A 19831-nucleotide genomic window follows, 5' to 3' on the forward strand; every position below is an offset into this window, starting at 1 on the left:
AATCATGACGACGGCTCCGGTGGTGCCTCAGCGGGACGGTTCCTGTGAGTCTGAGGCGGCAAGTCTTACCGCTGAAGACAGGCTTCTCCCCCGCGGGCCGGCGGCTCTGCTATCTGGGCGGATTCAATCGGGGATCCCGTTGGCTCCTCTGACCACCTTTCGCGTGGGCGGCAAAGCGGAGTGGTATTGTGAGCCCCGTAGCCACCTGGAGCTGCAGCAGTGTTTGGCTTGGGCGCGAGCAGAAGGGATCCCCACGACGCTGCTGGGGGCAGGCAGCAATCTGCTCATCAGCGATGCCGGGTTGAAGGGGCTGGTGATCGGCACTCGCCGTTTGCGCGGGATCCAACTGCTAGAAGGGGGGAGAATTTGGGCCGCTGCCGGAGAGCCTTTGGTCAATCTGGCGCGGGCAGCCGCCAAGCAAGGCTGGAGCGGTTTGGAGTGGGCCATCGGGATCCCGGGCACCCTGGGGGGAGCCGTGGTGATGAATGCGGGTGCCCACGGACGCGCCATGGCGGATGTGCTGGTGGAAGTGCAGATTTTGGACGAGGAACAAGAGCCCTGCCGCCTAGAACCTGCCGATCTGCAATTTGGCTATCGCCGCTCTCGCCTACAGGACTCCCCCTGGACGGTGACAGGAGCGACGCTGCAGTTGATCCCAAGCAGGGATCCGTCCCAGGTGCAGTGGGAAACCCAGCGCTACCTCAACCAACGCCTAAGCTCTCAGCCCTATCATTTGCCCAGTTGTGGCAGCGTCTTTCGCAACCCAGAGTCTCACCCTGCCGGCTGGCTAATCGAGCAGGTCGGCTTGAAGGGGTACCGCATGGGTGGGGCCCAAATTTCAGAGCGCCATGCCAACTTCATCCTCAATTGCCATCAGGCGAGTGCCAAGGACATTTACCGCTTGATTCGCTTGGCGCAGGAAAAGGTCTATCAGCAATGGTCGGTGCTTTTGGAGCCAGAAGTGCGCATTCTGGGATCCTTTGAGGATTAGAAGAGCATCGGCTGGGCAATTTGGCCTGCTTTCTTTTGATGACTTTGATAATTTCGATGATTCTGCTCTTAAACTGTTCTTACCAGCTTAGATGCTCGTCGATTCTTTCCTATCGGCTTATGAGTCAAGATGTAGCCACCTTACGTCGTTTAATTCGACGGCTCAATCAGTCCCACACCACTGCGGAAGAACGCCGCTATTTGGTGGAGATCGGCAGCCTGGCTGCTTTGCTCACCCCAGAAGAGGCTGCCGCTTTGGCCCAAGATCCCAAGCAACTCACCGCCGAGCAGCACTATCGCATTTGGGACTGGGTGCATCGCTGGGAACGGGAGCACCGCCACGAAGATCTGGACTGGGATCCCTCTCTAGACCGACACAACGACTAGAACTCGAAAGAATCCCGTCCCGCTATCACGAACAAATCCCGGCCAGAGTCTAAGACAAAAGCCATCTCCAAGTCTCATTTTTGAACAGGATCCACACCCCCAAACCCACCAGAATCCAGGGCACCCAGTGTTCTGTCCGTTCCGTTAAAACCTTCGCCACTGCAGGCTGCATCGTCAGTTTTTGAGCCACTGCAAACCACAATCCCTTCATCAGAAAAAAGATCGTGGAAAAAAGGGCCAACTGAGGAGGGGTGCTGCCGGCAAACAGAGGAACGTACAGGCTGACATTATCTCCGCCGTTGGCAAAGGTGAAGAGCATGGACATCAGAACTGGCGGGGACAAAAGGATCGGCCAAGCCTTTTGGGTTGGGCGCTCTCGCAACTCTTCCAACTCTTTTTCCAAGGTTTCTTCAGGTTCAGGTCGCCACAATTTCCAACCACCCACAGCAATCGGGATCAACCCCAGCAGCCCAATCGCAGGTGGCGGCAACAGCAGGCCCCCCAGGTATCCCAGAGAGCTGAGCAGGATCAACCCTGCCAAGCCCAAGTAGCCCCCCAGCCAAATGTGCCAGCCCTTCCACAGGGGTTGCAGCTGCGCCTGGGCAAACAACAGAACCAGCAAGAAAAAGTCGTCGATATGGGTGGCAACAAAAGCGAGGATCCCTTCGACTAAAGTTGCCCAGAAAATTGCCAGCGGCATAGGGTTAAGAAATGGGGAAGATGGCGCTGATATCGACGAGGTGAAACTGAAGCAGCCCAACAATTGCCGAAGTATAGGCGGTAGAAGAAGCCAGCCCAATCATGAGATCACGTTTCACATTGCGAGGTTTTTCGCTTTTCTCGACGACATCCGTAGCGCCAAACTGCATCATGAGAATGCCCATCAAGTTGGAGAGCCAGTACCCCACGAGGGTTCCGCCCAAAAACCACTGTGGCTACCACAGGCTACACAGGTAGCCCAACCCATAGGCAATCGGCAGGTTGAAAAACAAGTCATTCCACCAGGAAAGGGGAGACAGCATAAACCCCAAAATCAGTAAAATGCCACCTCGGAGCTTCTTCCCCATAGGTCTTGCTCTCCAGCGTTACGTCCTCACAATCTTAGCTTCACATTGCTTCATGAAAACCCAAAAACAATGTCTGGCTCTCCACCTGGGAGTGTGGCACGGCCTCTTCTCCAACTATCGACCCACCGCCGGCGGCTGGGAGCTGGGGGGCCAAAAGCGCAGCCTCATCACCTTTGAGGCCTTGGCTCCATCCTCTTCTTCAGGAAGTCCGGCGGCAGGGATCGCGATCCGCCAAACCAACGCCTACTACCCCCTGGAGGGATCCCCTAACCCAACAAGCCGCCAGAGCTGGGTTTACCGAGATTTCTCGCCCGGACTGCGCTTTTTCCCCGATGGCTCCTTTTCTAACGGGCGGCTGCAGCTGGCGCCGTTTAGTGATTTTGCCGTCGAGCAGGGCTTTCTCTGGGGGGATCGCAAGGCGCGGCTGGTGCAACAGTGGGATGCCCAAGGTCGTCTGGTAGAGGTAACCGCGATCCTGGAGCGGCGCGGCCAAGCTTTGGATCCCGTTGCAGACTGTGCACCCCTGAGCAGAGAGCAGCTGAGAGCCTGCCTCCAGGGGAGATGGCGGGGGATCGCCCAGAGCTTTGCGGTTGCCGAGGGCCGGTTTGCCGAAACCGAGATGGACTGCTCGGGGGCAGAGTGGTTGAGCAACTGGGATCCCTTGCCTGGGGGGCTGTGGATTGGCGGGCCGGATCCCTTGCCCATCCCCACTGCCCAGCGGGATCGCAGCTTTTCGGTAAGCCTGAGCTGGTTTCCGCAGCCGGAAGACTGCCATTGTCTCTTGTGTTTGATCCGGGACTACGATGCCCGCGGTGCTTGGCAGCGGGTTACGCTGATCCGGGCGCAGAAGGATCCTGGTTGAGGAAGGCGCAAACCTGGGCAAACACCGTTTCCCGCTCGCAGTCCAAAGTGAGGATGTGGTCGGAGTGCTCCAGCCAATGCAAGATCTTCTCCTCGGATCCCAGCTCTTGATAGAGCCACGCTGCCTGTTCAGGATCCACTACTGTATCTTGGCGAGATTGCAGGATCAGAGTGGGAACCCGGATGCCGGCCACCTCTCCCTTGACCCGCTCGATCAGCTCGAGGGCGCTGCGCACCGCCGACAGATTGAAGCTGCGAAAATAGGCTACCTTTTCCGCCAAAGCGCGGACATCCCCGTCCCGAATGGGCAGATGGAAGCGGGGGACATCCTCCAACAACCACCCCAGGCTGTTCAGGTACTGCTCTGGGCGAAAAAGATAGTACCAGTGGTGGCGAATGGCGAAAAACGGCGCCAGCAGCACCAATTTGTAAACAGGATGGGCAAAAGCCAGGTGCAAAGCCAGCAGACAGCCGGTGGAAAAGCCCACCAAGGAAACGCGCGGGTACTCCTGCCGCAAAGCCAGGTAATGCTCCAAAGCCCGCCCGTACCACTCCGTCCAGCGGGAAGGGGGCATGCGATGGGCCGGGCGGTCATGGCCAGGATAGTTAAATCCCTGCACCGTCAAGCCAGCCGCCAACAGCCGCTCTGCCAGCCACTGCAACTCGTAAACACCGCCCCCCAATCCATGTAGCAGCAGACAGGCGTGTTCCCCTGCTCCTCGCCACAAAAAGGGTTCGTTACTCAACATAAAAAAATAAAACTCCGTTCCACTTCGCGACGGGATCCCTTGCTAGCCCAAGGTGATATCCAGCAACATCATCACCACAAACCCACTGATGACCCCAAAGGTGCCCTCCTGCTCTAACCCCTGCCGGTGGGACTCAGGGATGATCTCATCTGAGATGACAAACAACATCGCCCCTGCCGCAAAAGCCATGCCCCAGGGCAACAAGGGCTGCGCCAGAGAAACCACCGTTGCTCCCAGGATGCCGCCGATGGGCTCCACCAGCCCGGTCACCAGGGCAATGGCAAAAGCAAACCGCCGCGAATACCCCTGGCTTGCCAGCGACAAAGCCACCACCAGCCCCTCTGGAATGTTCTGCAAGCCGATCCCCAGCGCCAGCGCCAACCCATCGCTAACTTGGCCGGTGGCAAATCCCACCCCCACCGCCAAGCCTTCCGGGAAATTGTGCAGGGCAATGGCAATGATAAAAAGCCAAATCCGCTTCAAATGGGCGCGGTTCTCCCCTTCAACCCCTTTGAAAAAGTGCTCGTGGGGAAAAAAGCGGTGGGCACTCTCCAGGAAGATTGCCCCTAGCAGCAGGCCCGCCGCCATCGCCACCGCCGCTCCAAACTGGGAATACCCCAGCGCCATGGCTGCCTCGGTGCCCGGCACCAGCAGGGAAAAAGAGGTGGCCGCCAACATCACCCCACCCCCAAACCCCAGCAGGATCCCTTGTACCCTTTCGGAGAGCGAGGGAAGAAAAAGGGCCGGCAAAGCCCCCAGCCCCGTCGCCAAGCCGGCGATAAAGCTGGCCAGGGATCCCATCCCAATTGGATGCACAAGCCAATCTCCACAAAGGCCGAATGCTTTTCAATTCTCCTCCCTTTCCAACGTTGTGTGAACATTGCTAGCCCAAGCGGCATACGCGAGGTTCTAAAAATTAGCTTCTGTTGCCAGATTTTGTGTTTATGAGCAAGGTACACAAGAGCAAGTCTGAAGGCTCTATTCCCCAGTTGGAGCTTGCCATTTGAGGCAAGGTTTATTCCCAACAGTGGTAGATTGCGTGGGCGCAGAAGCATCCTAAGCAGCAATTTGACCAGGCTATACTTTAGTAAGGCGGGTCGACAAAAACTAAAGAAAACTAAAGTCAAGTCTGATGATGAGGAGTGAAAAAGCGATGCAGAAAAAAGCAGTTACAAACCTTTTGGCTTTGAGTCTAGGGGCGGCCTGTCTGGGGCTGACCGGCTGCGGTGGCGGCGGAAGCAGCGGGACGATATTGCCCACGCCGACACCTACACCGACCCCAACTCCAACACCCACCCCAACCCCGACGCCCACCCCCACCCCAACCCCGACACCTACGCCCACACCGGGTGCCCCGACTTTTACCAAGGCATTTAGCCCCACCTCGGTAGCTGCCGGCCCTACTGCCAAAACAACTCTGACCTACACGATCACCAACACAGCCGCTCTGCCGCTGACGGGTCTAGCCTTTTCCGATCCCCTGCCTGCCGGCTTGATCGTTGCCACTCCCAACAACCTCAACAACGGCTGTGGCGGGACGCTGGCAGCTGCACCAGGAGCAACTTCCATCTTGCTGGTCAACGGCTCATTGGCAGCCAACGCTAGCTGCACCATCAGCCTGGATCTTCAGGTTACAGCCACGACAGCGGGATCCCTGACCAGCCCCGCGGTAACCCTGAGCAGCAACCAAGCGCCTAATGCCACCGCTGCTGCTATCAACTTAACGGTAACGGTGCCAGCTCCCACCTTTACCATGGCCTTTGCTCCCAACCCGCTTGGCCCAATCGGCCCAGCTCCCGTTACCGGGAATGGAACTCTGACGTTTACAATAACCAACAACGCTGCCATTCCATTGACGGGCTTGGCCTTTAACCACACCTTGCCGGGAGCGCCGCCTTTAACCGTAGGGCCTGGTGCACCTCCTCCCTTACCTGCTTCCTGTGGTGCTGGAGCTACCCTCACAGCGTCGGTGGGTGGGAACACCATTCAATTCACCGGAGGACAAGTGGCTGTCGGCGCAACCTGCACAGTGACCATCCCTGTCCAAACGGGACCTCTGACCTCACCCGGCACCTACACCTACCCCAACTCCCCAGTAACATTGACCAACGCTCAGGCCGCCCCTGCCACAGCAGGACCGGTAACCTGGACGGTTGTGGTGAATTAGTCCTTCAAAAGCAGCTCGGCAATTTGAACGGCGTTGAGGGCTGCTCCTTTGCGGATCTGATCCCCGCACAGCCACAGCTCCAGGGCCTTGGGCTCGGAGATGTCCTGGCGGATGCGGCCCACCGCCACTTCATCCCTGCCGGCCACGTCGATGGGCATGGGGAAACGGTTTTGCTGCCAATCTTCAATGAGCACCACCCCAGGGGCCTGGGCCAGGATTTGCCGGGCTTTTTCCACAGGGAAGGGCTGTTCAAACTCTAGATTGAGGGCCTCGGCGTGGGTACGCAGCACCGGCACCCGCACACAGGTAGCTGTCAGCCGCAGGTTGGGGGATCCCATAATCTTGCGGGATTCGTTCACCATCTTCATCTCTTCCTGGCAGTAGCCGTTCTCTTGCAGGGGACTGTTGTGGAGGAAGAGGTTAAAGGCAATGGGGTAAGGGAACACCTGGGGCGGAAACGGCTGCCCCTGCAGGTAGGCGCGGGTTTGTTCTTGAAGTTCCTGCATGGCTCTGGCCCCAGCCCCGCTGGCGGATTGATAGGTAGCGGCCACCACTCGGCGCAGGGGGATGTGGCGATGCAGGGGGTAGATGGCCACGCACATTAGGATGGTGGTGCAGTTGGGATTGGCAATGATCCCTTGGTGACGGAAGGCTTCCTGGGGGTTGACCTCCGGCACCACTAGCGGAACATTGGGATCCAGGCGAAAGGCGCTGGAGTTGTCAATCAGCACCGCCCCCGCCTCGACGATGGGCTTGGCCCAGGCTTTGGAAACACTTGCTCCGGCAGAGGCCAGCACCAGATCCAGGCCCCGGAAGGCCGCTTCTGAAACTGGTTCCACCGGGATCCGCTCCCCCTTGAAGGTCAAATAAGTGCCCGCTGAACGGGGCGAGGCCAAAAGCTTGAGGTCGGCTACAGGAAAGTGGCGCTCTTCCAATAGCGTCAGCAGCTCCGTCCCTACTGCTCCTGTGGCCCCCAAGATGGCTACCCGTTGTTGCCGTGCCATGCTTTCTTGTCCTTAGGTTTTCCTAATTCTAGGGTTCCAGAGGTGGCTGTAATCGAGGCCAAAGCAGCCTGCACCTCTGCCAGCTCGACTTGATCGGTCAGCTCGGCCTGGCCGATGCGGCGGGGCAGAACGAAGCGAATCCGCCCCTGTTTGACTTTCTTGTCGGCCTGCATCGCCTGCAGCACTGCCTCCCAAGGGATCCCGGCCGGCCACCGGCTGGGCAGTCCTGCTTTTTCAATGAGGCGTCGTTGCCGCTCCGCCTCAGCAGCGCTCCACCACCCCAGGCGGCGGGCGATCTCCCCGGCAGCTACCATGCCGATGGCGACGGCTTCTCCGTGCAGGTAGCGGCGGTAGTGGGTGGCCGTTTCCAGGGCATGGCCGAGGGTATGGCCGTAGTTCAAGATGGCCCGCAGGCCCGCTTCTTTTTCGTCCTGCTGCACTACCCAGGCTTTGCACTCGGCAGAGCGCCGCAACAGATAGTGCAGATCGTCAGGGGCAAAGTCGGTGTAGCGGCTCAGTTGGGGTCGATCTTCCAAAAACTCAAATAGGTCGGCAGCCTGAATCACGCCGTATTTGATCACCTCTGCCAAAGCCGAGGTAAACTCCCGCTGGGGCAGAGTCTGCAATAGCGTTGGATCAATCCACACCAGGCGCGGCTGATAAAACGCCCCAATGAGGTTTTTCCCGCCAGGATGGTTGACACCGGTCTTGCCGCCGATGGCCGCATCCACCATGGCCAAAAGTGAGGTGGGCACCTGCACAAAAGGGATCCCGCGCAGCCAAGTGGCGGCGGCAAACCCCACCATGTCGCCAATGACCCCCCCTCCTAGAGCCACCAAGGTGGAGGAGCGCTCCAGGCCAAAGGCTAGGGCGGCGTCGTAGATCTTGGCCACCGAGCGCAGGGTTTTGTAGCGTTCGCCGGCAGGCAATAGGCAGAGGTGGGCGGCAAACCCCGCTTGTTGCAGCCCCTGCAGCAACTTCTCGGCAAAGTGTTTGGCAATGCCGGGATGGCTCACCACCAGAGCCTTGCCGGAAAGCCCTCTAGCTCGCATTTGGGATCCCAGCTGGATGAGGCTGTGGCCAGGGGGGCCTTCGGCAGACTGGAGGAGAATATCGTAGGAGCTGTGGGGAAGCTTGACAGGGATCAGATAGGGATCCATGCGTGTCGGTCCTGGGGGGCGGGATCCAGTGTGGCATGTTCTGCTCCCGTCTGCCTGCTGCAGGCATTGTCCTTGGGGTCTGAAAGCCCAGGGGATCCTGCTAGGGGTTGGGGTCAACTGGCTGCGGCTCCGACTGGGGAGTGAGGGTTTCCAAATCCGGCAGAGCTGTTCCCGCCGGCGAGGCCGAGTCTTCCTGGGCCAAGTCCTGCAGGGCGGCTTGGGCCGGCTGAAATTGCGGATCCAGCTCCAGACAGCGCTGCAAGCTGGCTTGGGCGGCTGCTCGCTGGCCGGCCCGCAGTTGAATCAGCCCCAGGGTATGCCAAAAGGCGGGCCGCTGGGGATCCAGGTGCGTGGCCTGTTGGGCGTCTGCCAGGGCAGGTTCCAGCTTCCCCAATTTCAAGGCTTCCCAGGCGCGGTTGTTGAGGGCCACAGCATCTTCTGGGGTGAGCTGCAAAACCCGCGAGTAGGCTTGCACAGCTTGTTCGGGATCCCTCAGCTCGCTGTAGATCAACCCCAGGGCAAACCAGCCCCAGGGATCCCGTTCGTTGAGGTGGATCATCTGCTGGCAGGCGGCACGGGCTTCTTCCAGCCGGCCCAGGCGCCGCAGGCCGGTGATCTGGCCAAACCAGCAGGCAGAACTGCCGGGACGCTGCTGCACCAAGCGCTGGAAATGCCGTAGGCTGGCCTCATATTGCCCCAGCTCCTGCTGAGCTACCGCCAAGGCATAGCGGGCTGGAAAGTGCTCCGGCTTGATCTTGAGGGCTTCCTCGAAGTGGATACAGGCTTCTTTCAGGTAGCCCAATTTCTGGAAGGCCACACCGCGGGCGTACCAGCTTTTGTAGTTGTCGGCATCGTAGCGCAGAGCGCGTTCTAGGGCCTTGCTGGCCAGCCGATACTGCCCCAAGCGCAGCAGGGCCACCCCCAAGTTGTGCAGGGTTATGGGATCCCGGCGACGCAGCCGCAGCGAGCGCTTGTAACACTCGACAGCCGAGCGCAGCCGGTGGCAGTGGAAGAGGGCATTGCCTTGGTAGCGCCAAACCCGCGCACTTCTGGGGTTGAGCTTCAAAACCCGCGCAAAACTAGCCGCTGCCGAGCTGGGCCGCCGCAGCCGTCGCAACACGATCCCACGGGCCAGCCAGGTGCGGGGCTGCTTGGGGTTGTGGCGCAGCGCTTTGTTCAGGCTGTTCAGGGCCAGCTTCGACCGCTTCAGTTGCAGCAGGCGGATGCCGCGGTTATGCCAGGCCAGAGCATCTTCCGGGTTGCTCTCCAGCACCTTGTCGTAGTTAACCACCGCCGACTTGTACTGCCCCAGGCGCCCCAGAATCAGGGCCAGGCGCAGCCGGGTTTCTTCGTCGTAGGGGTTGATGCTCAGGGATCCATTGTAGCTGTCCACCGCCTCGCGGTAGCGGGCCAGCTGCACCAGCACATCCCCACGGCGGCTCCAAGCCAGGGCGAAGTTGGGATCCATGTTCAGAGCCCGGTCGTAGGCGGCCAGGGCTTCCGTCAGGTTGCCGCGGCGACGCCAGTCTTCCCCCCGCTCGAATTGGATGTCGGCACTGTTCCACTGAAACAGCCGCTGAATGAACTGCAAAATGGCGATCTGACGCGCTCCTTCTTCTGGCGTGGCGGAGGGGGTTTCGCCTGTGGCAATGCGCAGGATGGCCATCTGGATGGCCCGCAAAAAGGCCTGAAATCCCCGCACCTCTTCATCTTCCAGGGACTCTTTCCCCTCACGGCGGCGGTATTGCAGCCGGAACCGCTGCAGATCCCCGGGGGCAGGGAAGCTGGGATCCAAAAAGTGCATTAGCTCCAAGGCGCGGTACTCAAACAGCACCGGATCCTCTTCTGAGCCAGTAAAATCCAGCAGGGGCGCCTCTTCCAGGGGGCGGGGTAGCTCAGTGGGGGTGTGCAGCAGCGTCAGCAGGCGCTGGTTTTGTCGTGCCGGGGCATGGGGAAACCCGCTGTACAGCTCATCCCTTGGCCAGGGATCGGCAACAAACTCTGGAGAGGCCACCACTCCCACCCAGCGGCATTGTTCGATGGCCAGTTGCAGCTCCAGCTTGCGGTTATCCCCCGGCTGCAGCATCCAGCGGTCAAACCAGACTTTGAAACCCTCGCGATCCAGCCGCTCCGCCAGTTGACGCGCCCACCGGGCTTGCTCTCGGTGGTAGCGCAAGAAAAGGTCGAACTTGTAATGCTCTGAAGACATGAACGCCCGCTCGCTGCTCTTCTCCAGCTTATCTTTGCGTTATCGCTGCGCGATGCTTTCACAAACGCAAACGCATTTGCTCCCCATCGGGTCTGGGGCAAGGAGCAAACCTGATGCTAGGCAACGCTTCCGCTCGATTGGTTCTGAATGGCGATGATGACCGGACAGCGATAGGCGATAGTTGGTGCAGGGCTTGAAAGGAGGGAGCACGTGCTGGGTGGAGTTTTGGCGATTGCGGCCGCGATTGGCTTGGTGGTCTTGCTGTTGGAAGCGATTCGATATCGCCGCTGGGGATCCGTTCGCCGCTGGCAACCGGCAGTGGGGCTGGGCTTGGTGGCCTTGGCGGCGCTGGGGTGCTGGCTGGGTCAGTTGCCGGATCTGATCCCCCTGGCTTTGTTGTTGGGGGGCCTGGTGGGGGTGGGTTTACTGGGGTTGAGTGGCTGCGGTCGGGCCGGGCAAGGGCTGGTGGTGCTGTTGCTCAGTTTGGCGGCCTGGCAAAGTCTGGCTATCGGCTCCCCCAGTCGCATCGGCATTGCGGAGCAGCATGGAATGCTCTTTCTGTGGGGCTGCGGCCTGGGGATGGGCTTGGTGGGGATCCCTTTGCTGGGGGTCTTGGCCGAAACAGAAGCCCTGTCCTTGCTGATGGCGCTGGGCCAGGGGTGGAGCGGCATTGCCGCCTTAACCTGGGGATCCCGCCTGCTGGAGATGGGATCCCAGCCGGATCTCCCTTGGCAGGTGCTGTTGCCGGTGGGGCTGGCCGCCCTCAGCTTGGTGGCAGGCACTGTGCCCCTCTTGACCGCCGCAGAAGACTCCCCCGGGCTGCTGTCGGCAGTGGGGCATGGGGTGGGGTGGCTGGTGGCGTTGGCGCTGGCCTTGGCCTTGACCCGCAACGGCCTATACCAGGATCCCTTCTGGGCCTTGCTCTACGGGGCAGGGGTGCTGCTCTCGTGGGCCTTGCTTGCCTTGGAGAACCAGACGGGACGGGGGATCCCTGCGCCAGGGGAACCTGCTCATGTCAGCGGGCCGGAGGCTTTAGCCGGTCGCGTCAGCGTTGCCGAGCAACAAGGACGGCTGCTCTGGCGGGCCTGTGTGGGCCTAACGCTGGTGGGCGGAGGAGCGCTGCTGGCGTTGCGGCTGGGGGGATCCTACGGGGCGGCCCTCTTGGGGCTGGGGTGTCTGGCTTTTCCCAGCCGTTGGGGGGCCATGGCCGCTTTGTTTTTGTCGGCCCGCCCTCTGCTGCAAAACCTGTTGCACCAGTTCAACCTGCAGGTTGCCGGGATCGACCTCACCCAACCCTATGTGTCGGCGGCGCTGTACCTGGGAATGGCGGCCATGGCGCTGGCGGCGCTCCTGCACTGGCTGTATGGGCCAGACAAACCCCTGCAGACGGGGATCGCTCTGACGCTGGCCAGCCTGGCTCTGCCGGTGGGGGTGGGCTACTTCATTCACGCTCAGCCGCAAGCGGCCTTCCTGTTGGGAGCCTTGACCACCGCCTTGATCCTGGCGGCGCTGCAGCCCATCCTCCTGCAGCAGGAGGGAAGAGGGGCGGAATCTCTGGGGATCCGAGGTTTGGGCCTGGCTGTGCTTGCCATTCTGGGATCCAACCTCAGCCGCGATTGGACGGTAACCGGCTTCCATGCCACCCGCCTGGAACGGGCGCTGGTGCTGGCCGGGGTGGTCGGGATCCTGGCGTTGATTCTCCTGCTCTGGCAAGGCTGGAGCCTATGGCACTCTGGGAGAATGCGCGCCCCCGCCCGCTGATGAAACCTGTTCCCCTGGGCACCCTCGGCACCTGGCAAGGGATCCTCGGCCCAGAACAAACCGCTGAGGCTCTGGGCAACCCCGGTGTGAAGGTGATCGGATCCCCGGCTTTGTTGACGTTGATCGAGCGGTGCGGCCACAACACCTTGCAGCCCTTCTACGAGCCGGAGGAAGCGGCGGTCGGGATCCGCTTTGCCTTGGAACATCGGTCGGCAGCGGTGGCGGGGGATCCCTTGCAGGTTCGGGCCGAAGTCGTGGCCGTGGAGGGGAGACGCATTCAGTTTCAGGTGGAGATCACCCAGCAGGAGCGGCTGGTGATGCAGGGATCCTACACCTGCCTGGTGGTCGATTTGCCCCGTTTTCTGGCCCGCTATGGATTGACCGCGGAGGATCCCAGTCGGTGCTCAAGCTGTTCGCGTTAGCGGGACGGAGTCCTTTGGGATTGCTGCTGGCCGTCTTTGTGGGAACTCTCTTGTTCTGGCCTCAACAGCTCATTCTGCGCTACCGCAAACCCTGGCAGGGCCCCCTTGCCTGGATCTGGAAATGGCACGGCTGGGGAGGCTGGGCCGTGCGGGGCAGCCGCCGTGGTTGGGAATGGCGTTGGGGATCCCTGCGCCTTCGCGGGCGTTGGCCGGTACAGCGGGGAGAACCTCGCTCCCTCGGAGATTGGCCGCGTTATTGGCCCTACCTGTGGAAGCTGGGCAAGCAACTTCGCATTCAATCCTGGCAAGGCGGCGTAGAAATTGGCTTTGCCGATCCAGCTTTGACGGGGCAATGCTTGGGACTAATCGCCGCTCTACCCCCTCAGTTGGCCCAACACCTGCGCTTGACCTTCGCTCGCATCGGTTGGCACGGATGGGGATCCCTGGTGATCCGGTTGCGCGGCTGGCAGGTGCTGGGGCTGGCCTTGAAACTGGGGTGGCTCGCCCTATCGCGCCATCGGAAGGGATCCCCAGCAAAAATAGCCCATGGGACAGCTGGCGTCAGGAGCAAAGCGCTGGGGGGGGAACTGCAGCGCTGACGCGGTCAGGCCGGCTGCAGCGCCGGGCAGCAATTCAACAGAGGCATGACCTACCCGCCTCCCCCTTCGCCCTGGCCGTTGGTAGGGGTGGGGGCAGGTGCTGCAGGGATAATCGGCGGCACAATGTACTGGCGCAGGCAGCGTCGCTGCAGACAACTGCAAAACCAGATCCAAGCTTTGCAAGCTCCTGTTGTGGCGGCTCCTCGCGCTCTTCTGGCTCTTTCGGCTCCTCCTCCCGCCCTTCATCGGGGGGCAGCTCTTCTCGCCACTCTTCGGGCGGCTCCTCCCGTCGTTGCTAGACGAACTCAGAGGACAATCCCTTTCACGACAACAGAAGAGATCCCGGAGCTGTTCTGCTTAAGACCTAGGGAGTCGGTGTGGCAGAGGGGATGCGCAGCTCCACAGCCGTATCCAGGCGAGAGCGTGGGGGTGGGGCTTCTCCCTGAGCCAGTTCTAGGTACTGGGCCAGCGGGTGATGCTCCTTCCAGCGGGATCCCACCTCAGCAGCCATCTGGGTGACTTGGATTTGATAAAGCTGGGCCAGCTCGGCAGCATTGAGGTTGCTCCGCTCCACCTGATCGCGACTGGCCTCGGCCAGGATATCTACCACAAGGTTGCCTTGCTCATCAAACCGCCACAGTTCCAGGCGGCTGCGGGAACGCAGGCTCAGCTCCGTTGGCGAAGCTGGTCGAGTGAGGACATCGACGCGGGCGATGACGATGGCTTCCAGGCCCAGGTAATCGAAAAATTGGCCCACCGCCTCCGGCTTGCGGCGATCCCACTCAAACAGCTCGTAGATGGGCCAGCCCACCTTCTGCAAAATGGGCTGAATGCGACGGTTGTCCAGGGGCACCACCTTCTCGCCGTTGGGGATCAAGCCCAGACGCACCGCCTCTATGGCCAGGCGCTGGCCCAACAGTTGGGTATGCTCCAACCCTCCCACCCCCAAAATGCCAAGGCGACGGCGGGGTTGAGGCCGAATGGGCACCTGCAAAACCACATCCACAGGGGTGGTCAGGCCCGCTTGCAGGAGGATCTCCTGCTCTGCCTTTTCATAGTCGGGGTGCCACACCGTCAACATCCGGCGCCCGGCTGGGGCATGGTCTAGCTCAAAAGCGCCCCGCTCATCGGTTTGAATCGGCTGATTGGGGTTCTCCATGCCCTCCAACTGCACCTGTGCCCCCGCCACAGGTTGCCCCACGCTGTTGCTCACCTGCCCCACCAGCCGTGCTGTTCCCTGGGGCTGCCCTCTGTTTTGGGAGGGAAACAACGGCGTCAACCGCGGAATGGGGGTGGCCGGAGCCTGAGCCAGCGCTCCTGAAGCCAGTGCCAGCCAGCCGCAGAGGGCCAGACTGCCTGTTCGCGAGAGCGTTGCGTAGCGATAGCTAATCCTGTGCCGGAGAGGATGAAAGAAGAAAAAAGGCATGGCGAAGGTTGCATCCGGTAGTAGCAGTCGGTTCTATTCTGCTCCGCACCCCTGACGCGAACAGGGCAAGATCCTGCTGCAGGGATCCTCACCCAGAAAAGGGGTTGTTGGTTTGCCATTGTTGGACAAACACCGGCACCATGTTGCGCACCTGCAGCCGAAATAGGCCCGCTGCCGCATCTTCAAACATCGGATCCCCGCCCACATCATCCCGCCCATAGGCTTCGTAGTAGCGAGCCCGATCCCCAGGCCGATCCCTCTGCAAGTCCACCACCACCACCACCCCGCGGCTGCGCAACTGGTTGGGGGTAAAGTTGGGAATTTCCACCGGCACCGTCGGGGCCACAAAGCGCAAGGCCGTATTCAATAGAGAGTTGCCCTGGCGGTTGTATTCCCGCGAGATCTGCATCTGGGTCAAGAGGATGTAGCGCAATCCCAGGGCATCCCCGATCACCTTCAGCTTGGCCAGGTCGGGGGTGTAGCGCTCATCCCGATCCAACACAGTCAGGCCCTGGGTGAGGGGCAGCAGCGGCTCAAACCGGGGATCCGGCCCCAAAGGCCCCTTCAAGAGCAGTACCGGTCGCTGCGGCTGCAACTCCTTCAGAGCCATGCTGAGGTGGCGGGCCAGCTCATCCGAGTAAACGGGTTCATCCGGCAAAAGGCCAATGCCCTCCGGCCGGCGGGTCGGTTCCCCTGGCGGCAGGCGAATATCCTGAGTGGAGACAAAGCCAGCCCGGACTTCCACCTGGGTGCTGGTCAGGGGAAAACCTGGTACCTCCACATCCACCAAATACAGGCCAGCCGGCAGTTCCGGCAGCACATAAGTGCCGTCGGCAGCAATGCGGACGGTTTGCCTGGGTTGGGTTGGCGTGGCGGCCAAGTGCAAAACCCCGGTCTGAACGGGTTGGCCGGCAATATCCAGCACCCGCCCGGTCACCACACCGCGGTTGCCTGGAGAGGGGACTCCCCCGTTCAGGACCTCTGTCCCGCCGTCGCCAACTTGAGCCTGAATATCCTGCAAACGGCGCAAGGCCGGGATCCCTGCTGCCACCACCCACAGATCCCGCTCCCCCAGCATCACCAGACCCGTCGGCTGTCCCTGCAGCCGCAGCGAGGCCACCAATCGCCCCGTCTGTAAATCCACCAGCTGCAGGCGGTCGCTATCGCGGGAGGTCACGTAAGCCCAACGTCCATCAGGGGAAAGGGCCAGCCGCGTCGGTCGCCAATCCAGGCCAACCCGCTGCAGGGCCTCGCCGCTGCGGCTCAGATCCAGCACCGTCAGGTCTTGGCTGCCGGAGTTGAGCACCACCAAGCGTTGCCGTTCGGCATCCAGGGCCATGGCTTCCGGAGTATGACCGCCCCGCCAACGGGCCAACAACTCCCCATTATCTGGGTTGACCACCAGCAAACTGAGGGGATCCTCCCCGGCTAGACCCACAAACAGGGATCCCCGCTCCGCATCGTAGGCCAGCGCCAAAGGGGGGCCGGGCATCGGCAAATTGCGGGCTTGCGGCTGCTCTGAGGGGTCGCTTTGGCGTTTGTGCTCCGCACCGCTGCTGCGAAGGGGAGCAGCCATCACCGCCAAACTCTGGGCAGAGGGCAGGGAGGCAAAAACCCGCCCTGTGGCCGCATCCACGGCAATATCCAAAACTCCTGCCGGCAACCCATAAGCCTGAATCAGCTCCCCCGTCAGCAGATCGAGGGCCACCAGCCCAGGGGCATTGGGGCCAGAGGCGTAGACCACCTGCCGTGCCTCATCCACCCGCACCACACTGGGAGCAAACCCCACCGCCACCTGCCACAGGGGATCCCCGCTGGCCCCATCCAGCAGGGTCACGGCCTGCTCCTCCAACAGCCCAACCGCAACCCAGCCCCGATCCGGTACCCCATCGATGCGATCGGCAGAGCTGCGCAACGGCAAAAGCCAATCCCCCTCTGTCCTCAGGCCGTTCCCGTCCGTCGAAAAGTTCTCCACCGCAGAGGAGGAGCCTGCTGCCGGCAAAGGGATCCCTTGCCCCAACACAGGGGATCCCAGCCCCAGCACACCACTCAGCACAACCAGCCATTGCCACCGCATGGCCTTCTCCACCCCACAGTCGCGCCTGCTTTGACTCAGGAGATCCTTGCCCAACCAGCATAGCCAACCCGACTGTCCGCTCGCTGTCAGCAAACCCAAACACATTTTGACAGGTTGCCCAGACGAACATAGAATGGATATTCGCTGGTTTTGTCAGGATCAACCATGAAGGTACGGCCTTCCGTCCGTCGGATCTGCGAAAAATGCCGGGTCATCCGCCGCCACGGTCGGGTGATGGTCATTTGTTCTTCCAACCCCAAGCACAAGCAGCGGCAGGGCTAGAGGGTCGATGGTGGGTGGGTTCAGCCTGCAATGGGAGACAGAGGCAAAGGCTTCCGACACAACCGAGCAAAACGTTGGCTAGACCTCTCGGTGAGCATGGATCCCAAGACCGGCATCTCTACAGCAACATTTCTCTGAATGAGGATCCCATCTCAGGCAGGCAACTCAATCCTTACTGGGCAAGTGTGTTCGAGTTGGTTTGATTTGAAAGGTACCCCTGACTATGGCACGGATTGCGGGAGTTGACATCCCCCGAGAAAAGCGAGTGGAGATTGCCCTCACCTACATTTACGGCATTGGGCTAACCCGCTCCCGCCAAATTTTGGCGAAGACCGGCATTAATCCGGATACTCGTACCCGCGACCTCACCGACGCTGAGGTGGCCGCCCTGCGAACGGTGGTGGAGGGCGAATACCAGGTGGAAGGGGATCTGCGCCGCCAGGAGGCGATGAACATCAAGCGGCTGATCGACATCGGCACCTATCGAGGTCGTCGCCATCGCCTGGGTCTGCCCGTGCGTGGTCAGCGCACCCGCACCAACGCCCGCACCCGCAAGGGGGTCAGGAAGACGGTGGCCGGCAAGAAGAAAGCTCCTGCCAAGAAGTAGTCGCTCGGCTTTGCGCGGAAGGCAAAACTCTTCCACCATCCCGAATCCCAACCCCAAACAGTCGATTGCAAGGACACCTGGATCATGGCTCGGCAGCAACGGCGCGGACGTAAAGTCAAAAAGAACATCCCCAATGGGGTGGCCTACATTCAGTCCACCTTCAACAACACCATCGTCACCATCACGGATCCCAACGGCGATGTGGTGTCTTGGGCCTCGGCAGGTTCTACGGGCTTCAAAGGGGCCAAAAAGGGCACTCCCTTCGCCGCCCAAATGGCAGCAGAAAGTGCGGCGCGTCAAGCCATGGAGAACGGCATGCGCCAGATCGAAGTGATGGTCAGCGGGCCGGGAGCCGGTCGGGAAACTGCCATTCGCGCTCTACAGGCAACGGGCTTGGAAATTACCCTTATTCGAGATATTACCCCCATTCCCCACAACGGTTGCCGTCCCCCCAAGCGGCGGCGTGTCTAAAGGATCCCGCGTTGAGGGCCGGTCGAGCGTCTGTAGGAGTTTGCTCCAGAGCTACAGGTCTGCCCAAGCGTGAGATGACCTCGAAGTTTCATCAGTTCTCCAAACGGATGTCGAGCCAGACGGACGGGGCCACCATGACGATTCAAACCAGCCGAACCCTCTCCCACTCTCTGGGCAGCAGAGCGAGCGCAAGTGCTGTTGCCTATCAGACCGAGTGTGTCGAATCTCATCGGGATGATAACGGCGTTCACTACGGCAAATTTGCTCTGGGGCCACTGGAGCGCGGCCAAGGGATCACGGTGGGCAACGCTTTGCGGCGGGTGTTGCTCTCCAATCTGGAGGGGACGGCGGTGACTGCTGTACGCATTGCCGGGGTGACCCACGAGTTTTCCACGGTGCCGGGGGTGCGGGAAGACGTGATGGAGATCCTTCTAAACATGAAGGAGCTGGTGCTGCGCTCCAGTTCCCCCGAGACTCAGGTGGGCCGCTTGGTGGCTCAGGGGCCAGGGGAAGTTACTGCTGAGAAGCTGCAATTGCCCAGCGATGTGGAGGTGATCAACCCCCGTCACCACATTGCCACCCTGGCGGAAGGGGCGATTTTGGAAATGGAGTTCATGATTGGCCGGGGACATGGCTACCGCGCCGTCGATTACTCCGACAGCAAAGCGATGGCGATTGATTTTCTGCAGATCGACTCTGTCTTCATGCCGGTGCGCAAGGTGAACTACGCTGTGGAAGCAGCTCGGGTGGGCCAATTCCTGGAAAAAGATCGGCTAGTATTGGAAATCTGGACCAACGGCAGCCTCACCCCGCAAGAGGCCCTCAGCCAAGCGGCCCGCATTTTGGTGGGCTTGTTCGCACCGCTGCAGGAGGTCAGCTTCGATGCTCCTGTGCCGCCCAAGCCAGACGAGGACAACCAAAAAAACCAGATCCCCATCGAGGAGCTACAGCTCTCGGTACGGGCCTACAACTGTCTGAAGCGAGCTCAGATCAACACGGTGGCCGATCTGCTGCTCTATACCGAGGAAGATCTGCTGGAGATCAAAAACTTTGGCCAGAAGTCTGCCGAAGAGGTGGTGCAGGCTTTGAAAGCCCGCTTTGGTCTGACACTGCCCCGCACCCGCGAAAAAGGCAAGGCCTAGAGTTTAGGTTCCGTCTCAAGCATCTGCACCGCTAGCACAACCGCGTCAAAACGCAAGGATCCCCGAAGAGTGTAGGACACAAGACAGAGGTTACCATGCGCCACCGCCGTCGTACCCCCCACCTCAATAAGCCCGCCGACCAGCGCAAGGCCCTGATGCGGGCGCTGACCACGGCTCTGCTGCGGGAAGGGCGGATCACCACCACCAAAGCCCGCGCCAAAGCCATTCGGGCCACCACCGAGAAGATGATCACCCTGGCCAAAGAGGGATCCCTGGCGGCGCGGCGACAGGCGCTGGCCTACATCTACGACAAGGAGCTGGTGCGCTCCCTGTTTGAGCAGGCTCCTGAGCGCTACCGGGATCGGCCCGGTGGCTATACCCGCATCTTGCGCACCGTGCATCGGCGGGGGGATGGAGCAGAAATGGCGGTCATCGAGCTGGTGTAGCGGA

The 19831-nt window shown here is 61.0% G+C and carries 22 protein-coding genes; 12 read left to right on the top strand and 10 right to left on the bottom strand.

What is annotated here, in order from left to right; all coding sequences use genetic code 11:
- Positions 1–4 precede the first annotated feature (4 nt).
- Both murB and ACVWY9_RS00765 read left to right on the top strand, forming a co-directional pair.
- Positions 5–991 carry a UDP-N-acetylmuramate dehydrogenase gene (murB, locus tag ACVWY9_RS00760; protein ID WP_457387200.1) on the top strand — a complete coding sequence of 329 codons (987 nt, stop codon included), beginning with the start codon at positions 5–7 and terminating at the stop codon, positions 989–991.
- 119 nt (positions 992–1110) lie between these two features.
- Positions 1111–1377 carry a hypothetical protein gene (locus tag ACVWY9_RS00765; protein ID WP_041436475.1) on the top strand — a complete coding sequence of 89 codons (267 nt, stop codon included), beginning with the start codon at positions 1111–1113 and terminating at the stop codon, positions 1375–1377.
- A 49-nt stretch (positions 1378–1426) separates the two neighbouring features.
- On the opposite strand, the gene ACVWY9_RS00770 is transcribed toward ACVWY9_RS00765, so the two are convergent.
- The 3 genes from ACVWY9_RS00770 to ACVWY9_RS00780 are packed head-to-tail and all read right to left on the bottom strand — an operon-like array spanning position 1427 to position 2444.
- Positions 1427–2077: a cadmium resistance transporter gene (locus ACVWY9_RS00770; protein WP_457387202.1), complete on the bottom strand. Its 651-nt coding sequence runs from the start codon at positions 2075–2077 to the stop codon at positions 1427–1429.
- Positions 2078–2081: 4 nt separating this feature from the next.
- Positions 2082–2300: a hypothetical protein gene (locus tag ACVWY9_RS00775; RefSeq protein WP_414424002.1), complete on the bottom strand. Its 219-nt coding sequence runs from the start codon at positions 2298–2300 to the stop codon at positions 2082–2084.
- 12 nt (positions 2301–2312) lie between these two features.
- Positions 2313–2444: a hypothetical protein gene (locus tag ACVWY9_RS00780; protein WP_414413428.1), complete on the bottom strand. Its 132-nt coding sequence runs from the start codon at positions 2442–2444 to the stop codon at positions 2313–2315.
- Between the two features lie 52 nt (positions 2445–2496).
- Here ACVWY9_RS00780 and ACVWY9_RS00785 point away from each other — a divergent pair, with 52 nt between their 5' ends.
- Positions 2497–3306, top strand: coding sequence for a DUF3598 family protein (locus ACVWY9_RS00785; protein WP_457387204.1), 810 nt, complete (start codon positions 2497–2499; stop codon positions 3304–3306).
- Here ACVWY9_RS00785 and ACVWY9_RS00790 read toward each other — a convergent pair.
- Both ACVWY9_RS00790 and ACVWY9_RS00795 read right to left on the bottom strand, forming a co-directional pair.
- Complete coding sequence (locus ACVWY9_RS00790; protein WP_457387206.1) at positions 3272–4054, bottom strand: alpha/beta hydrolase; 783 nt, start codon at positions 4052–4054, stop codon at positions 3272–3274. The two genes, ACVWY9_RS00785 and ACVWY9_RS00790, sit on opposite strands and share 35 nt — an antisense overlap.
- 42 nt (positions 4055–4096) lie before the next feature.
- Complete coding sequence (locus ACVWY9_RS00795) at positions 4097–4870, bottom strand: ZIP family metal transporter (RefSeq protein WP_457387208.1); 774 nt, start codon at positions 4868–4870, stop codon at positions 4097–4099.
- Positions 4871–5207: 337 nt separating this feature from the next.
- Here ACVWY9_RS00795 and ACVWY9_RS00800 point away from each other — a divergent pair, with 337 nt between their 5' ends.
- Positions 5208–6221, top strand: a complete 1014-nt coding sequence (locus ACVWY9_RS00800) for a DUF7933 domain-containing protein (RefSeq protein WP_457387210.1) — start codon at positions 5208–5210, stop codon at positions 6219–6221.
- Here ACVWY9_RS00800 and ACVWY9_RS00805 read toward each other — a convergent pair.
- The 3 genes from ACVWY9_RS00805 to ACVWY9_RS00815 form a co-directional block, all read right to left on the bottom strand.
- Positions 6218–7225 (bottom strand): aspartate-semialdehyde dehydrogenase, encoded by a 1008-nt coding sequence (locus ACVWY9_RS00805; RefSeq protein WP_457387212.1) that lies wholly within the window; start codon positions 7223–7225, stop codon positions 6218–6220. The genes ACVWY9_RS00800 and ACVWY9_RS00805 overlap by 4 nt on opposite strands.
- Entirely contained in the window at positions 7204–8385 is a 1182-nt protein-coding gene (gene aroB, locus ACVWY9_RS00810) for a 3-dehydroquinate synthase (protein ID WP_457387214.1), read from the bottom strand. Before aroB ends, ACVWY9_RS00805 begins: the two co-directional genes overlap by 22 nt.
- A gap of 100 nt (positions 8386–8485) precedes the next feature.
- Positions 8486–10594, bottom strand: coding sequence for a toll/interleukin-1 receptor domain-containing protein (locus ACVWY9_RS00815; RefSeq protein WP_414421690.1), 2109 nt, complete (start codon positions 10592–10594; stop codon positions 8486–8488).
- Positions 10595–10819: 225 nt separating this feature from the next.
- Here ACVWY9_RS00815 and ACVWY9_RS00820 point away from each other — a divergent pair, with 225 nt between their 5' ends.
- From ACVWY9_RS00820 to ACVWY9_RS00830, 3 genes are read left to right on the top strand one after another with little or no spacing between them, the layout of a single operon-like run.
- The gene (locus ACVWY9_RS00820) at positions 10820–12355 is read left to right on the top strand and encodes a hypothetical protein (protein WP_457387216.1); all 1536 of its coding nucleotides are present in this window, start codon (positions 10820–10822) and stop codon (positions 12353–12355) included.
- The gene (locus ACVWY9_RS00825; protein ID WP_457387218.1) at positions 12355–12777 is read left to right on the top strand and encodes a thioesterase family protein; all 423 of its coding nucleotides are present in this window, start codon (positions 12355–12357) and stop codon (positions 12775–12777) included. Before ACVWY9_RS00820 ends, ACVWY9_RS00825 begins: the two co-directional genes overlap by 1 nt.
- Positions 12756–13376 (top strand): hypothetical protein, encoded by a 621-nt coding sequence (locus ACVWY9_RS00830; protein ID WP_457387220.1) that lies wholly within the window; start codon positions 12756–12758, stop codon positions 13374–13376. The genes ACVWY9_RS00825 and ACVWY9_RS00830 overlap by 22 nt, the downstream gene beginning before the upstream one ends.
- Positions 13377–13740: 364 nt before the next feature.
- On the opposite strand, the gene ACVWY9_RS00835 is transcribed toward ACVWY9_RS00830, so the two are convergent.
- Both ACVWY9_RS00835 and ACVWY9_RS00840 read right to left on the bottom strand, forming a co-directional pair.
- Positions 13741–14802, bottom strand: a complete 1062-nt coding sequence (locus ACVWY9_RS00835) for a carboxypeptidase-like regulatory domain-containing protein (RefSeq protein WP_457387222.1) — start codon at positions 14800–14802, stop codon at positions 13741–13743.
- Between the two features lie 88 nt (positions 14803–14890).
- The gene (locus tag ACVWY9_RS00840) at positions 14891–16879 is read right to left on the bottom strand and encodes a carboxypeptidase regulatory-like domain-containing protein (protein WP_457387224.1); all 1989 of its coding nucleotides are present in this window, start codon (positions 16877–16879) and stop codon (positions 14891–14893) included.
- A 165-nt stretch (positions 16880–17044) separates the two neighbouring features.
- On the opposite strand from ACVWY9_RS00840, the gene rpmJ reads away from it, so the two are divergent.
- From rpmJ to rplQ, 5 genes are all read left to right on the top strand, one after another.
- Positions 17045–17161, top strand: a complete 117-nt coding sequence (rpmJ, locus tag ACVWY9_RS00845) for a 50S ribosomal protein L36 (RefSeq protein ID WP_011433187.1) — start codon at positions 17045–17047, stop codon at positions 17159–17161.
- Between the two features lie 223 nt (positions 17162–17384).
- A complete protein-coding gene (rpsM, locus tag ACVWY9_RS00850; RefSeq protein WP_011433188.1) occupies positions 17385–17768 on the top strand; it encodes a 30S ribosomal protein S13 in 384 nt (127 codons plus the stop codon).
- 84 nt (positions 17769–17852) lie between these two features.
- A complete protein-coding gene (rpsK, locus tag ACVWY9_RS00855; RefSeq protein WP_011433189.1) occupies positions 17853–18239 on the top strand; it encodes a 30S ribosomal protein S11 in 387 nt (128 codons plus the stop codon).
- A gap of 134 nt (positions 18240–18373) precedes the next feature.
- A complete protein-coding gene (locus tag ACVWY9_RS00860) occupies positions 18374–19381 on the top strand; it encodes a DNA-directed RNA polymerase subunit alpha (RefSeq protein WP_414331185.1) in 1008 nt (335 codons plus the stop codon).
- A gap of 95 nt (positions 19382–19476) precedes the next feature.
- Positions 19477–19827, top strand: coding sequence for a 50S ribosomal protein L17 (gene rplQ / locus ACVWY9_RS00865; protein ID WP_011433191.1), 351 nt, complete (start codon positions 19477–19479; stop codon positions 19825–19827).
- Positions 19828–19831 lie beyond the last annotated feature (4 nt).

The organism is Thermostichus sp. OS-CIW-31 (assembly GCF_054060305.1).

Coding starts and splice junctions, on each gene's coding strand:
- ACVWY9_RS00800 (WP_457387210.1), top strand. CDS start 5,208: ATGCAGAAAAAAGCAGTTACAAACCTTTTGGCTTTGAGTCTAGGGGCG.
- ACVWY9_RS00805 (WP_457387212.1), bottom strand. CDS start 7,225: ATGGCACGGCAACAACGGGTAGCCATCTTGGGGGCCACAGGAGCAGTA.
- murB (WP_457387200.1), top strand. CDS start 5: ATGACGACGGCTCCGGTGGTGCCTCAGCGGGACGGTTCCTGTGAGTCT.
- ACVWY9_RS00765 (WP_041436475.1), top strand. CDS start 1,111: ATGAGTCAAGATGTAGCCACCTTACGTCGTTTAATTCGACGGCTCAAT.
- aroB (WP_457387214.1), bottom strand. CDS start 8,385: ATGGATCCCTATCTGATCCCTGTCAAGCTTCCCCACAGCTCCTACGAT.
- ACVWY9_RS00790 (WP_457387206.1), bottom strand. CDS start 4,054: ATGTTGAGTAACGAACCCTTTTTGTGGCGAGGAGCAGGGGAACACGCC.
- ACVWY9_RS00815 (WP_414421690.1), bottom strand. CDS start 10,594: ATGTCTTCAGAGCATTACAAGTTCGACCTTTTCTTGCGCTACCACCGA.
- ACVWY9_RS00835 (WP_457387222.1), bottom strand. CDS start 14,802: ATGCCTTTTTTCTTCTTTCATCCTCTCCGGCACAGGATTAGCTATCGC.
- ACVWY9_RS00785 (WP_457387204.1), top strand. CDS start 2,497: ATGAAAACCCAAAAACAATGTCTGGCTCTCCACCTGGGAGTGTGGCAC.
- rpsM (WP_011433188.1), top strand. CDS start 17,385: ATGGCACGGATTGCGGGAGTTGACATCCCCCGAGAAAAGCGAGTGGAG.
- ACVWY9_RS00780 (WP_414413428.1), bottom strand. CDS start 2,444: ATGGGGAAGAAGCTCCGAGGTGGCATTTTACTGATTTTGGGGTTTATG.
- ACVWY9_RS00840 (WP_457387224.1), bottom strand. CDS start 16,879: ATGCGGTGGCAATGGCTGGTTGTGCTGAGTGGTGTGCTGGGGCTGGGA.
- rpsK (WP_011433189.1), top strand. CDS start 17,853: ATGGCTCGGCAGCAACGGCGCGGACGTAAAGTCAAAAAGAACATCCCC.
- rplQ (WP_011433191.1), top strand. CDS start 19,477: ATGCGCCACCGCCGTCGTACCCCCCACCTCAATAAGCCCGCCGACCAG.
- ACVWY9_RS00825 (WP_457387218.1), top strand. CDS start 12,355: ATGAAACCTGTTCCCCTGGGCACCCTCGGCACCTGGCAAGGGATCCTC.
- ACVWY9_RS00770 (WP_457387202.1), bottom strand. CDS start 2,077: ATGCCGCTGGCAATTTTCTGGGCAACTTTAGTCGAAGGGATCCTCGCT.
- ACVWY9_RS00860 (WP_414331185.1), top strand. CDS start 18,374: ATGACGATTCAAACCAGCCGAACCCTCTCCCACTCTCTGGGCAGCAGA.
- rpmJ (WP_011433187.1), top strand. CDS start 17,045: ATGAAGGTACGGCCTTCCGTCCGTCGGATCTGCGAAAAATGCCGGGTC.